Origin of the sequence: Kineococcus gypseus (assembly GCF_050871305.1) — a bacterium.
Taxonomy (GTDB): Bacteria; Actinomycetota; Actinomycetes; order Actinomycetales; family Kineococcaceae; genus Kineococcus; species Kineococcus gypseus.
Map to the genome: position 1 here is coordinate 12,745 of NZ_JBJLRD010000039.1, position 12,722 is coordinate 25,466.

Annotated in this window: 12 protein-coding genes and 3 tRNA genes; 9 read left to right on the top strand and 6 right to left on the bottom strand. The window is 77.2% G+C overall.

Going from position 1 to position 12,722, the window contains the following annotated elements:
- Positions 1-52 precede the first annotated feature (52 nt).
- From ACRYMN_RS14590 to ACRYMN_RS14600, 3 genes are all read left to right on the top strand, one after another.
- A tRNA-Gln gene (locus ACRYMN_RS14590) sits at positions 53-124 on the top strand.
- A gap of 57 nt (positions 125-181) precedes the next feature.
- A tRNA-Glu gene (locus ACRYMN_RS14595) sits at positions 182-254 on the top strand.
- A gap of 71 nt (positions 255-325) precedes the next feature.
- Positions 326-398 (top strand) — tRNA-Glu (locus tag ACRYMN_RS14600).
- 64 nt (positions 399-462) lie between these two features.
- On the opposite strand, the gene ACRYMN_RS14605 is transcribed toward ACRYMN_RS14600, so the two are convergent.
- A complete protein-coding gene (locus tag ACRYMN_RS14605) occupies positions 463-1,224 on the bottom strand; it encodes a DUF899 family protein (RefSeq protein WP_432496470.1) in 762 nt (253 codons plus the stop codon).
- A gap of 115 nt (positions 1,225-1,339) precedes the next feature.
- A complete protein-coding gene (locus ACRYMN_RS14610) occupies positions 1,340-2,086 on the bottom strand; it encodes an IclR family transcriptional regulator (protein WP_432496473.1) in 747 nt (248 codons plus the stop codon).
- Positions 2,087-2,189: 103 nt separating this feature from the next.
- Here ACRYMN_RS14610 and leuC point away from each other — a divergent pair, with 103 nt between their 5' ends.
- From leuC to ACRYMN_RS14625, 3 genes are all read left to right on the top strand, one after another.
- Positions 2,190-3,632, top strand: coding sequence for a 3-isopropylmalate dehydratase large subunit (gene leuC, locus ACRYMN_RS14615; protein WP_432496475.1), 1,443 nt, complete (start codon positions 2,190-2,192; stop codon positions 3,630-3,632).
- A gap of 27 nt (positions 3,633-3,659) precedes the next feature.
- Complete coding sequence (gene leuD / locus ACRYMN_RS14620) at positions 3,660-4,265, top strand: 3-isopropylmalate dehydratase small subunit (RefSeq protein ID WP_432496476.1); 606 nt, start codon at positions 3,660-3,662, stop codon at positions 4,263-4,265.
- 342 nt (positions 4,266-4,607) lie between these two features.
- A complete protein-coding gene (locus ACRYMN_RS14625; protein ID WP_432496478.1) occupies positions 4,608-5,240 on the top strand; it encodes an HU family DNA-binding protein in 633 nt (210 codons plus the stop codon).
- Positions 5,241-5,329: 89 nt separating this feature from the next.
- Here ACRYMN_RS14625 and ACRYMN_RS14630 read toward each other — a convergent pair whose 3' ends face one another.
- Positions 5,330-6,862, bottom strand: a complete 1,533-nt coding sequence (locus ACRYMN_RS14630) for a helix-turn-helix domain-containing protein (RefSeq protein WP_432496530.1) — start codon at positions 6,860-6,862, stop codon at positions 5,330-5,332.
- 104 nt (positions 6,863-6,966) lie between these two features.
- On the opposite strand from ACRYMN_RS14630, the gene ACRYMN_RS14635 reads away from it, so the two are divergent.
- Positions 6,967-8,043 (top strand): NAD(P)H-dependent glycerol-3-phosphate dehydrogenase, encoded by a 1,077-nt coding sequence (locus tag ACRYMN_RS14635; RefSeq protein WP_432496481.1) that lies wholly within the window; start codon positions 6,967-6,969, stop codon positions 8,041-8,043.
- A gap of 32 nt (positions 8,044-8,075) precedes the next feature.
- Here the strand turns inward: ACRYMN_RS14635 and ACRYMN_RS14640 are convergent, their stop codons facing one another.
- Positions 8,076-9,278 carry a trans-sulfuration enzyme family protein gene (locus tag ACRYMN_RS14640; protein WP_432496483.1) on the bottom strand — a complete coding sequence of 401 codons (1,203 nt, stop codon included), beginning with the start codon at positions 9,276-9,278 and terminating at the stop codon, positions 8,076-8,078.
- A 38-nt stretch (positions 9,279-9,316) separates the two neighbouring features.
- On the opposite strand from ACRYMN_RS14640, the gene ACRYMN_RS14645 reads away from it, so the two are divergent.
- Positions 9,317-10,450, top strand: coding sequence for a D-alanine--D-alanine ligase family protein (locus ACRYMN_RS14645; RefSeq protein ID WP_432496485.1), 1,134 nt, complete (start codon positions 9,317-9,319; stop codon positions 10,448-10,450).
- A 28-nt stretch (positions 10,451-10,478) separates the two neighbouring features.
- On the opposite strand, the gene ACRYMN_RS14650 is transcribed toward ACRYMN_RS14645, so the two are convergent.
- Positions 10,479-11,084 carry a DUF3515 family protein gene (locus tag ACRYMN_RS14650; RefSeq protein ID WP_432496488.1) on the bottom strand — a complete coding sequence of 202 codons (606 nt, stop codon included), beginning with the start codon at positions 11,082-11,084 and terminating at the stop codon, positions 10,479-10,481.
- 86 nt (positions 11,085-11,170) lie between these two features.
- Here ACRYMN_RS14650 and ACRYMN_RS14655 point away from each other — a divergent pair, with 86 nt between their 5' ends.
- A complete protein-coding gene (locus ACRYMN_RS14655; RefSeq protein ID WP_432496489.1) occupies positions 11,171-12,190 on the top strand; it encodes a thiamine-phosphate kinase in 1,020 nt (339 codons plus the stop codon).
- 135 nt (positions 12,191-12,325) lie between these two features.
- On the opposite strand, the gene rpmB is transcribed toward ACRYMN_RS14655, so the two are convergent.
- Complete coding sequence (gene rpmB, locus ACRYMN_RS14660; RefSeq protein ID WP_432496491.1) at positions 12,326-12,511, bottom strand: 50S ribosomal protein L28; 186 nt, start codon at positions 12,509-12,511, stop codon at positions 12,326-12,328.
- Positions 12,512-12,722 lie beyond the last annotated feature (211 nt).

Consider the following 12,722-nt stretch of genomic DNA (forward strand, 5'->3'; position numbering starts at 1 on the left):
CCCGGTAGAGTCTGCGACGCACCCGGGCGGCCCGCCGGCCGGGAGATCGCCATGGGGTATGGTGTAATTGGCAGCACGACTGATTCTGGTTCAGTTAGTCTAGGTTCGAGTCCTGGTACCCCAGCGCGCAGCACGGTCGGTGACGAGCAGGGGTTCGACACCGGGCTGCTGAGCGAGCTAGGGCCCCGTTGTGTAGCGGCCTAGCACGCCGCCCTCTCAAGGCGGTAGCGCGGGTTCGAATCCCGTCGGGGCTACTCCAGCAGATCACGGCTCGCGCCGTCGGTCCGTGCTGGTCGTGCCCGCCCCCTCGGGGCGGGTGAGCTGGGGCCCCGTTGTGTAGCGGCCTAGCACGCCGCCCTCTCAAGGCGGTAGCGCGGGTTCGAATCCCGTCGGGGCTACTCCCGGAGGCCCCCGGTCGACGACCGGGGGCCTCCTGCCGTTCCCGGGGGCGATCGGCGCCCCTCAGCAGGCGGCGCAGTGCCCGTCTAAGCCGTGCGCCGCCGGCTCGTCGGTGACCGACCACTGCACCGTCGGGCGCCCCGCCGTCCTGAACTGCCCGCCGCGCACGTCCACGTCGCGCGGCCACCCGGCGGGGGAGTCCTCCCAGCCCTCCTGGCGCCCGTAGAGGGTGCGGTCGAGCAGGTGGAAGCTCCAGGACATCGCCTCGGTGCCCCGGCCGGTGGTCCACCAGGTCTCGTAGACCTCCTCGCCCCGGCGCACGTAGCACGCCAGCAGGCCGAAGCCGCGGCCGTCCACGAGGGCGTCGCTGCCGCCCGCGGAGTACCAGGGCAGGCGGTTGCCCACGAAGTCCGCGTACCGCCTGCTCTCCTCGTAGCCGCCCTCGCACACCACCGCGAGGGTGACGTCGCGGGCGTGCAGGTGCTGGGGGCGCTGCACCTCGGCGGTGAGGAACGTGCAGCCCTCGCACTGCCCCTCCGGCGGCCGGCCCTCGTGCCACATGTGGAAGTAGACGACCAGCTGGCGCCGGCCCTCGAAGACGTCGAGGAAGGGCACCGGCCCGTCGGGGCCGACCACGCGGGCGTCGTCGGGCACGCGGGTGACGGGCAGGCGCCGGCGGGCGGCGGCGATCGCGTCGCCCTCGCGGGTGTGGGCCTTCTCGCGCACGAGGAGCTCCTCGCAGGCGGCGAGCCAGGTGTCGCGGTCGACGACCTCGGGCAGGGCGGTGGTGGTGAGCGGTTCCAGCGGCAGGCGGACGGCGGGCACGGCGGTCTCCTCTCGGGCGGTGCGACCCGGGCGGTTCGGCTCGGTCGTCCCTGGTGACCGCCCGCACCGCCCGGACTCATCGCCCACCGCGCCGGGACCTCCCGCACCGGCGGGCTCAGCCCCCGGCGGGCGCCGGCTGCGCGGGCAGCTCGGCGGGGCGCAGCGCGGCGGTGAAGGCCTCGGCGGTGGCGAGCACCGCGTCGGCGTGCCGACGCCCCGGGTGGCGCCCGAAGCGCTCGGCCGGGCCGGAGACGGACACGGCGGCCACCACGCGCCCGGAGGGCCCGCGCACCGGGGCGCTGACCGAGGCCAGCCCCGGCTCGCGCTCGCCGCTGGAGTGCGCCCAGCCGCGCCGGCGCACCCCGGAGAGGGTGGCGGCGTCGAAGCGGGCGCCCAGCAGCTCCACCGAGAGCCGCTCGGGGTCGTCCCAGGCCAGCAGCACCTGCGCGGCGGAGCCGGCCGCCATGGTCATGGACGCGCCCACGGGGACGGTGTCGCGCAGGCCGTGCGGGCGGTCGGCGGCGGCGATGCACACGCGGTGCTCGCCGTGGCGGCGGTACAGCTGCGCGCTCTCGCCGGTGCCGTCGCGCAGGGCGCCCAGCAGCGGGCCGGCCGCGGCCACCAGGCGGTCCTCGCCGGCGGCGGCGGCCAGCTCGGCGTGGCGGTCGCCGAGCACGAAGCGGCCCTGCAGGTCGCGCCCGACGAGGCGGTGGTGCTCCAGGGCGACGGCCAGGCGGTGGGCGGTGGGCCGGGCCAGGCCGGTGGCGGTGACCAGCTGCGCCAGGCTGGCCGGGCCGGCCTCCAGGGCGGCGAGCACCTGCACGGCCTTGTCGAGCACGCCGACTCCGCTACTCTTGTCCACGGAGCGATACTGGCGTCTCAAGCTCTGAGACGCAAGGACCGGTGGACCTCCTGCTGCCGGCGATCCCGGCGCGGTGGTCCGGTGCGGACGAGGGGGGAGCGACGTGGGACGCACGCTGGCGGAGAAGGTGTGGGACGAGCACGTCGTGCGCCGCGGGCGGGACGGCGAGCCGGACCTGCTCTACATCGACCTGCACCTCGTGCACGAGGTCACCAGCCCGCAGGCCTTCGACGGGCTGCGCCTGGCCGGGCGCGGTGTGCGCAGGCTGGACCTGACCATCGCCACCGAGGACCACAACACCCCCACGGCCGGCATCGACCTGCCCATCGCGGACGCCACCTCGCGCACCCAGATCGAGACGCTGCGGAGGAACTGCGCCGAGTTCGGCGTGCGGCTGCACTCCCTGGGCGACGCCGAGCAGGGCATCGTGCACGTCGTCGGGCCGCAGCTGGGCCTGACCCAGCCCGGCATGACGGTGGTGTGCGGCGACTCGCACACCTCCACCCACGGCGCCTTCGGCTCCCTGGGCATGGGCATCGGCACCAGCGAGGTCGAGCACGTGCTGGCCACCCAGACGCTGCCGCTGAAGCCGTTCAAGACCATGGCGATCACCGTCAACGGCACCCTGCGGCCCGGCACGACCGCCAAGGACGTCATCCTCGCGGTCATCGCGGAGATCGGCACCGGCGGCGGGCAGGGCTACGTCCTGGAGTACCGCGGCGAGGCGATCCGCTCCCTGTCGATGGAGGGGCGGATGACCATCTGCAACATGTCCATCGAGGCCGGCGCCCGCGCCGGCATGGTGGCCCCCGACGAGACCACCTTCGCGTACCTGGAGGGCCGCCCGCACGCGCCCACCGGCGCCGACTGGGACGCCGCCGTGGCGCACTGGCGCACCCTGCGCACCGACGACGACGCCGTCTTCGACGCCGAGGTCGTCCTGGACGCCGCCGACCTCGAGCCCTTCGTCACGTGGGGGACCAACCCCGGCCAGGGCGTGCCGCTGTCCGGGTCCGTGCCCGTCCCCGAGCGCATCGGCGACGACGAGGTGCGCGTGGGCGTCGAGCGCGCCCTGGAGTACATGGGCCTGGCCGGCGGCACGCCCATGCGCGAGATCGCCGTGGACACCGTCTTCATCGGCTCGTGCACGAACAGCCGCATCGAGGACCTGCGCGCGGCCGCCGACGTGGTGCGCGGGCGCACCAAGGCCGAGGGGGTGCGCGTGATGGTCGTGCCCGGCTCGGCGAGGGTGCGCCTGCAGGCCGAGGCCGAGGGCCTGCACGAGGTCTTCCGCGAGTTCGGCGCCGACTGGCGCCACGCGGGCTGCTCGATGTGCCTGGGGATGAACCCCGACCAGCTCGCCCCCGGCGAGCGCTGCGCCTCCACCTCCAACCGCAACTTCGAGGGCCGGCAGGGCAAGGGCGGGCGCACGCACCTGGTCAGCCCGCTGGTGGCCGCCGCCACCGCCGTGCGCGGCACCCTGTCCTCGCCCGCGGACCTCGAGCCCGTGGCGGGCGCCGGCGCCCCCGCCGGCGCGCTGGCCTGAGACCCGACCCGACCGCAGGAGGAACCCGTGGAGAAGTTCACCGTCCACCGCGGCGTCGGCGTCCCGCTGCGCCGCACCGACGTCGACACCGACCAGATCATCCCCGCCGTCTACCTCAAGCGGGTCACCAAGACCGGCTTCGAGGACGCGCTGTTCGCCGCCTGGCGCGGCGACCCCTCGTTCGTGCTGAACCAGGAGGCTTACCGGGCCGGGTCGGTCCTCGTGGCCGGGCGCGACTTCGGCACCGGCTCCAGCCGCGAGCACGCCGTGTGGGCGCTGCGCGACTACGGCTTCAAGGTGGTCATCGCCCCGAGGTTCGCCGACATCTTCCGCGGCAACGCCGGCAAGCAGGGCCTGCTGGCCGCCGTCGTCGGGCAGAGCGACGTCGAGCTCATCTGGAAGGCCCTGGAGGCCCACCCCGGCACCGAGGTGACCGTCGACCTGCTCGAGCGGGTCGTGCGGGTCGACGACTTCACCGCCCCTTTCGAGGTCGACGAGTACGTGCGCTGGCGCCTGCTCGAGGGCCTGGACGACATCAGCCTGACCCTGCGCCACGCCGACGACATCACCGCCTTCGAGGCGGCGCGCCCCTCCTTCAAGCCGACCACGCTGCCCGCGCGCACCGGCGCCTGAGCGCTCCCACCGCCGGCCCCGGTCCCGCTGCGCCGCAGCCGGGCCGGGGCCGCGGTGCGCCGGAGGCGTTGCGGCGCAACGGCTCCCACCGCGAGCGCCCGGTGCCGCCCCGGGGCGCCGGCACCGGGCGCGGGCGCGCGCGCCGGGGGCGGCGGGACCGCCTGCGGCCGAGGGCCGCCGGGGGCTGCGGCCGCCGAGTCGGTTGCGGCGCAACGACTCGCCGCAGCGCGCCTGGTGGACTGCGGTGATCGCGGGTCGTACCGTCGTACCCGTCGGGCTCCAGCTCGGCCGCGCGCGGACCCTCGCGCGAGGAGTGTCAGCACGACGCACCGGAGGCCCTTCGTGAACAAGTCGGAACTGGTCGAGGCGCTCGAGACCCGCCTCGGCGGCAGGAAGCAGGCGACGGCGGCGGTCGAGGCGCTCGTCGAGACCATCACCGTGGCCGTGGCCAAGGGCGAGAAGGTCGCCATCAGCGGCTTCGGCACCTTCGAGAAGCAGGCCCGCAACGCGCGCACCGGCCGCAACCCCCGCACCGGCGAGGCCGTGAAGATCAAGAAGACGTCCGTGCCGCGCTTCCGGCCGGGCACCTCCTTCAAGGAGGTCGTCTCCGACGCCAAGGCCCTGCGCGCCTACAGCGCCGCGCTGAAGGAGAAGAACGGCGCGCCCGTCCCGGCGAAGAAGGCCGCCCCGGCGAGGAGCGCCGCCCCGGCGTCCACGGCCGCCCCGGCCCCGGCCACCACCACCGCGCGCGGCACCGCCCGCGGGGCCGCGAACCCCACCGCCACCGCCCGCGCGACGACCGGGCGCACCTCCCCGGCCGCGCGCCCGGCCACCGCGGCGGCGAAGAAGGCGGCACCGGCGAAGACCGCGCCGGCGCGCACCACCGCCGCGAGGAGCACCGCCGCCAAGACCGCCGCGAGCGGGACCACCGCGGCCGGGACCACCACGGCCCGCCGCGCCGCCAAGAAGGCCTGACACCGCCCGGCCGGCGCCGCGCAGCGCCGGGCCCGCACGCACGACGCCCCCGTCCCGGGTCCACCGGGCGGGGGCGTCGTGCGTGCGGGTCAGTCGCGGAACGTCTCGATCCGCGCGCCCAGCGGGGTCAGCCGCTCGGCCAGCTGCTCGTACCCGCGGGCGATGATGTCCACGTTGCGCAGCACCGAGGTGCCCTTGGCCGCCAGCATCGCCAGCAGCACCACCACCGCCGGGCGCAGCGCCGGCGGGCACAGCACCTCCGCGCCGGACCAGCGCGTCGGGCCCTCCACCAGCACGCGGTGCGGGTCGAGCAGCTTCACGCGCGCGCCCAGCCGGTTCAGCTCGGTCAGGTAGATGGCGCGGTTGTCGTAGACCCAGTCGTGCACCGTCGTGGAACCCTCGGCGCCGGCGGCGATGACCGCGAAGAACGGCAGGTTGTCGATGTTCAGGCCCGGGAACGGCATGGGGTGGACCTTGTCGATGGGCGCCTTCAGGTGCGAGGGGTGCACCGTGATGTCGACCAGCCGGGTGCGGCCGTTGGCGGCGCGGTACTCCTCCGACAGGTCGTAGCGCAGCCCCATCTCCTCCAGGATCGCCAGCTCGATCTCGAGGAACTCGATGGGCGCGCGCGTCACCGTCAGCTCGGAGTGGGTGACGATGGCGGCGGTCAGCAGGCTCATCGCCTCCACCGGGTCCTCGGAGGGGGAGTAGTCCACGTCCACGGCGATGTCCGGCACGCCGTGCACGACGAGCGTGGTGGTGCCGATGCCGTCGATGCGCACGCCCAGCTGCTCGAGGAAGAAGCACAGGTCCTGGACCATGTAGTTCGGGCTGGCGTTGCGGATCGTGGTGACGCCGTCGACGCGGGCCGCGGCCATGAGGGCGTTCTCGGTGACGGTGTCGCCGCGCTCGGTCAGCACGATGGGGCGCCGCGGGCGCACCGCGTCGTCGACCGTGGCGTGGTAGTGCCCCGTGGTGGCCGTCACCGACAGCCCGAAGGGGCGCAGCGCCACCATGTGCGGCTCGACGGTGCGGGTGCCCAGGTCGCAGCCGCCGGCGTAGGGCAGCTGGAACTCGTCGTACCGGTGCAGCAGCGGGCCGAGCATCATGATGATGCTGCGGGTGCGCTTGGCCGTCTCGGAGTCCATCGCGGCCAGGTCCAGCGCCTGCGGCACGTCGAGGACGAGGTCGGCCTCGTTGACCCACTCGTAGCGCACGCCGATGCTGGCGAGCACGTCGAGGATGCGGTGGATCTCCAGGATGCGGGCCACCCCGCGCAGCGTGGTGCGCCCGCGGTTGAGCAGCGCCGCGCACAGCAGCGCCACGCCGGCGTTCTTGCTGGACTTCACGGCGATGCTGCCGGAGAGCTGGGTGCCGCCGTGCACGCGCAGGTGGGTAGGGGCCGGGCGCCCGATGGAGACGAAGTCGTCCTGCAGCGCGTGCCCGACGCGCTGGAGCATCTCGATCGTGACGTTCTGCTGACCCTGCTCCATGCGGTGCACCGCGCTCTGCGAGGTGCCCAGGCGCTCGGCCAGCTGCACCTGGGTCAGGCCCCGGTGCTTGCGCGCGTCGCGGATGAGCGTGCCGATCTGGGTGAGGTGGTCACCCGTCGGCGGGGTCATCGGCTCGGTGGAGATCGCCATGCGCGCCACCGTATCTCACATGTGAGATAAAGCCGCGCACAGGTGGTCCGTCGGTGTGTCGCGCGTGTCCTAGCGTGTCACGCGTGCCGACCCACCCCCGCTCCTCCCGCCCGCGTGTCGCCGCACCCGGGTCCGCCGTCCCCCGCGCCGCCGTCCCCCGCGCCGCCGCCCCGCGGGTCGCCGTCCTGGGGGCCGGTGCCTGGGGCAGCGCCTTCGCGCTGGTGCTCGCCGACGCCGGGTGCCGCGTGGCGCTGTGGGCGCGCCGCCCGCAGGTGGCCGAGGAGCTCGCCCGCCGCGGCACCAACAGCGCCTACCTCGGCGACGTCGTGCTGCCCGGGGCCGTGGCCGGCACCGCCGACGTGGCCCGCGCGCTGGACGGCGCCGACCTCGTGGTGCTGGCCGTGCCCCTGCAGCGCCTGCGCGAGCGGCTGGGCGAGTGGCGCCCGCTGCTGCCGCGGGTGCCCCTGCTGTGCCTGGCCAAGGGCGTGGAGGCCGGCACGGGCCTGTTCGGCACCGAGGTCGTCGCCGACGTCACCGGCGCCGGCCCCGAGCGGCTGGTGGCCGTCTCCGGCCCCAACCTCGCCGCCGAGGTCGCCCGGCGCGAGCCGGCCGCCACCGTCGTCGCCTGCGCCGACCCGCAGGTGGCCCGGCGCGTCGCGGCCGCCTGCACCTCCCCGGCCTTCCAGGCCGAGCCCAGCTCCGACGTCGTCGGCGTGGACGTGGCCGGGGCGGTGAAGAACGTCGTCGCCCTGGCCGTGGGCATCGCCGAGGGCTCCGGGCACGGCGCCAACGCCCGCGCCGCCGTGCTGACCCGCGGGCTGGCCGAGGCCACCGGCCTGGGGCTGGCGCTGGGCGCCCGCTCGGCCACCTTCGCCGGCCTGGCCGGCGTCGGCGACCTCGTCGCCACCTGCGGCTCGCCGCTCTCGCGCAACCACCGCGCCGGCGTCGCGCTCGGGCGCGGCGCGGGCCTGGCCGAGGCGCTCGCGGCCGCCGGCGGCACCGTCGAGGGCGTCACCTCCGCCCCCGCGGTGCTCCAGCGCGCGGCCGCCGCCGGCGTCGAGGTGCCCCTGACCGCGCAGGTCGCCGCCGCCGTCAGCGCCGGGGCCGCCCCCGCCGGGCTCGCCGCCCTCCTGGCCGGCTGCGCCGCCACGGCCGCCTGAGCCGCCCGGGCGAGCCGGGCGGGCGCGCGGGGTCAGCGCGCGGCGGCGTCCAGGGCCTGCGAGAGGTCCTCCCACAGGTCCTCGAGGTCCTCCACGCCCACCGACAGCCGCAGCAGCTGCTGCGGCACGACGTCCGGCTCGCCGGCGTGCCGGCGGCGCCGCTCGACGAGCGACTCCACCCCGCCCAGGCTGGTGGCCGGCACCCACAGGCACACCGCGCCGACCACGGCGTCGGCCGCCGTCGCGCCGCCGGCCACCTCCACGGAGACGATCGCGCCGAAGCCGCGCATCTGCGTGCGCGCCAGCTCGTGGCCGGGGTCGTCCGGCAGCGAGGGGTGGCGCACCCGCGCCACCGCCCGGTGCCCGCGCAGGCGCAGCGCCAGCTCGGCCGCGCTGCGCTGGGAGCGCTCCAGGCGCAGCGGCAGCGTGCGCAGCCCGCGCAGCGCCAGGAAGGCCTCCATGGGCCCGGGGATCGCCCCGTGCAGGGTGCGGTGGCGCCCCAGCCGGGCCCGCAGGTCCTCCGAGCGGGTCACCACCGCGCCCAGCAGCACGTCGGAGTGGCCCGAGAGGTACTTCGTGACCGCGTGCACGACCACGTCGGCGCCCAGGTCCAGTGGCCGCTGCAGCAGCGGGGTGGCGAAGGTGTTGTCCACCACGACCAGGGCGCCGCGCTCGCGGCCGGCCGCCGCCAGCGCGGCCAGGTCGGCCACCTCCAGCAGCGGGTTCGTCGGCGACTCCAGCCACAGCACCGCCGGCCCCCCCACCGCGGCCAGGCCCGCGCGCACGGCGGCGACGTCCGTGACGTCGACCGGGTGCACCCGCAGCCGCCGCTGCTCGGCCAGCAGCGCCAGCAGCGCGTGCGTGCCGTTGTAGGCCCCGCGCGGCACCAGCACCGTCGCGCCCGCCGGCGCCAGGTGCAGCGCGGCGGCCACCGCCGCCATCCCCGAGGCGAAGGTCAGCGCGCCGCCGCCCTCCAGCGCGCCCAGCGCCTCCTCCAGCGCCTCCCACGTGGGGTTGCCGAAGCGGCCGTACCCCAGCCCGCCCTCGCCCAGCGCGTCGCCGCCGCCGACGTACGTCGCGCTCAGCGAGACGGGGGTGTTCAGCTCGCTGCCGGCCGCGCGCGGCGGCCGGCCGGCCACCACGGCCAGCGTCTCGGGGGACAGGGCGCGCGGGGCGCCGGCGGGGGAGCCGCCCCGGGAGCCGGGGGCGGGGGTCGGCGCGTCGTTGACAGGCACGGACGAACCCAACCACACCGCCGGTAGGGTGCCCGCCGATGAGCACCCAGGTCACCGGCAAGCCGCGCGTCGCCGTCCTCTTCGGCGGGCGCTCCTCCGAGCACGCCATCAGCTGCGTGACGGCCGCCGGCGTGCTCGCGGCCATCGACCGCGAGCGCTACGACGTCGTCCCCGTGGGCATCACCCGCTCCGGGCGCTGGGTGCTCGTGCCCGACGACCCGGCCGCGCTCGCCCCCGCCGACGGCGCGCTGCCCGAGGTGCCGGCGGCCGGCACCCGTGTCGCGCTGACCCAGGAGGTCTCCGAGCGCGGCCTGCAGACCCTCGGCGAGCCGCCCACCGGCGTCGCGGCCCTGCAGCACGTCGACGTCGTCCTGCCGCTGCTGCACGGCCCCTTCGGCGAGGACGGCACCCTGCAGGGGCTGCTGGAGCTCTCCGACACCCGCTACGTCGGCTCCGGGGTGCTCGCCTCGGCCGCCAGCATGGACAAGCAGGTCATGAAGGTCCTGCTCGAGGGCGCCGGGCTGCGGGTGGGCCCGTGGACCAGCTTCCACGCCCGCCGCTGGGCCGCGGACGAGGCCGGCTGCCGCGCCGACGTCGAGGCGCTGGGCTACCCCGTCTTCGTCAAGCCCGCCCGCGCCGGCTCCAGCATCGGCATCTCCAAGGTCGACGGCCCGCACGCCCTGGCGGCCGCCGTGGCCGCCGCCGCCGCCCACGACCCGAAGGTCGTCGTCGAGGCCGCCGTGCACGGCCGCGAGATCGAGTGCGGCGTCCTGGAGGACGCCGACGGCGGCGAGCCGCTGACGAGCCTGCCCGGGGAGGTCGAGGTCGTCTCCGGCCACGACTTCTACGACTTCGAGGCCAAGTACCTCGACGAGGACGGCGTGCGCCTGACCTGCCCGGCCGACCTGCCCGAGGACGTCGTGGCGGCCGTGCGGCGCACCGCCGTGCGCGTCTTCGAGGCGATGGGCGCCGAGGGCTTGGCCCGCGTGGACCTCTTCGTCGACGTCGAGCGCGGCGAGGAGGGCGTGGTGGTCAACGAGATCAACACCATGCCCGGCTTCACGCCGCGCTCGATGTTCCCGCGCGCCTGGGCGGCCACCGGGGTGGGCTACCCGGAGCTGGTCGACCGCCTGCTGCAGCTGGCGCTGCGCCGGCCCACCGGGCTGCGCTGACGCCCGCGCCCGCCGGCCCGCGGGCGCCTCACACGCAGCGGCGGGTCTGCTCGATCGCCGAGACCGGCGCGGCCAGGTCCACCAGCACCCCCGCCGCGCTGGTGGCCGCCAGCCCGTCGCCGTAGCGCACGGTCACCTCCACCGCCGGGTCGCGCCCGTACGTCAGGAAGCGCACCGCTCGCTCGCTCGCGGCGTCCTGCACCCAGTCCACGGACGTCGCCTCGTCCGGGCCCACCGGCAGGCACGGCTTCGTCGTCGGGCCGATCACCGCCGCCCCGCAGCGCAGCACCACCCGCTCCCCGCCCCACGCGGCCACGCCCGCGGCGCCCTGCGCGGTGGCGGTGAAGCCCTCCAGCTGCCGCGGCAGCGCCGCCAGCAGCCGGGCGCACGCCGGGTCGCCCGCCGCGGGGGCCGCCTCGACCCCGCCGCGCCCGGAGGCGAACGCCCACGCCGAGGCGGCCACCAGCAGCACCACGGCGCCCGCCACGGCCACCCGGCCCGGGCGCGGGGCACCGTCGCGCGCCCCCGGCTCGGCGCGGGGCCGGCCCGGCGGCTGCGCGGGCGGCTCGGTGGGCGGCTCGGTGGGCGGCTCGGTGGGCGGCTCGGTGGGCGGCTGCGGGGTCCCGGCGGTCATCGCCGCTAGTGTGACCGGGCCGCGCGGCCCGGTGCCGCGCGGGTGCCGGGCGCCGCGGCGCGGACCGGCGCGGGAGCGGGGGAGCCGTGCGGGCCGGGGACGCGGGTCGGGGCGCGGGCGGCGACGCGCGCCTGCGGGACCTGGACGAGGCGCGGCTGCTGGCGCGCCTGCTGCCCGTGCTGCCCGTGCGGGCGCTGCTGGGGCCCGGCGACGACGCCGCCGTGGTCGCCGCTCCCGACGGGCGCGTCGTGGCCACCACCGACACCCTCGTCGAGGGCTTGGACTTCCGCCGGGGGTGGTCCACCGGCGCCGACGTCGGCTGGAAGGCCGTGGCGCAGAACGTCGCCGACGTGGCCGCGATGGGCGCCACCTGCACCGGGCTGCTGATCGCCCTGGGCCTGCCCGGCGACCTGCCGGTGGCGTGGGTGGACGACTTCGCCGCGGGGGTCGCCGCCGCCTGCGCGGCGCTGGGCGCCGTCGTCGTCGGCGGGGACCTGTCCGGCGCCTCCGAGGTCGTCGTGGCCGTCACCGCCCTGGGCGACCTGGGCGGGCGCGCGCCGGTGCTGCGCTCGGGGGCGCGCCCGGGCGACGTGGTGGCGCTGGCCGGCGGCGCGCCGGGGCGCTCGGCGGCCGGGCTGGACCTGCTGCGCGCCGGCCGCGGCGGGGAGGGCGGGGACGACGGCGCGGTGGCGGAGCTGCTGACCGCGCACCGGCGCCCCGTGCCGCCGGTGCAGCTGGGCCCGGCCGCGGCCCGGGCGGGGGCCAGCGCCCTCATGGACGTCAGCGACGGGCTGCTGCGCGACGCCGGGCGCATCGCCGCCGCCAGCGGCGCCGCGCTGGAGCTGCACCTGGCCGGCACCGCGCTGGGCGGGTCGGCGGCCGCCCTGGCGGCGGCCACGGGGGTGGGCGCGCCCGCGGCGCTGGCGTGGGTGCTCACCGGCGGCGAGGACCACGGGCTGCTGGCCTGCTTCCCGCCGGGCGCGCGAGCGCCCGAGGGGTTCCACCCGGTGGGGCGGGTGCTGGCGCCCGGGCAGCACCCGGTGCTCGTCGACGGCGCGCCCTGGGCGGGCGCCGGCGCCGGCTGGGACCACTTCGACGGGCGCTGACCCGGGCGGGCGCTGACCCGGCGGGCGCTCACCCGGCGGGCGCTCACCCGGCGGGCGCTCGAGGGCCCCGGACGCACCGCGGGGCCGGTCGGTCCGGACCGGCCCCGCGGGGTGGAACTCGTGCTGCGCCGAGGGTCAGCGCGTGACCTTGCCCGCCTTCAGGCAGGAGGTGCACACGTTGAGCCGCTTCGGGGAGCCGTTGACCGTGGCCCGCACGCGCTGGACGTTCGGGAGCCACATGCGGTTGGTCCGCCGGTGCGAGTGCGAGACGCTCTTGCCGAAGCCAGGGCCCTTGGCGCAGATGTCGCAGGTGGCAGCCACGGGGTACTCCTGGTGATCGTGAGGGTGGAGGGCGGCGGCCCCGACGGGCGCCGACCGGTGGCGGGTCGTGCCCGGACACCGGCATCCACCATAGCCGAGCCGCGGGGGTGCGGGCGAACCGGCCGCGCGGGCGGTGCTGCTCCCTCCGGGCGGTCCGCGCCCGCAGCGCTCCAGGTGGCCCGGCCGCCGCCCGATGGGGAGGCGTGCGAGC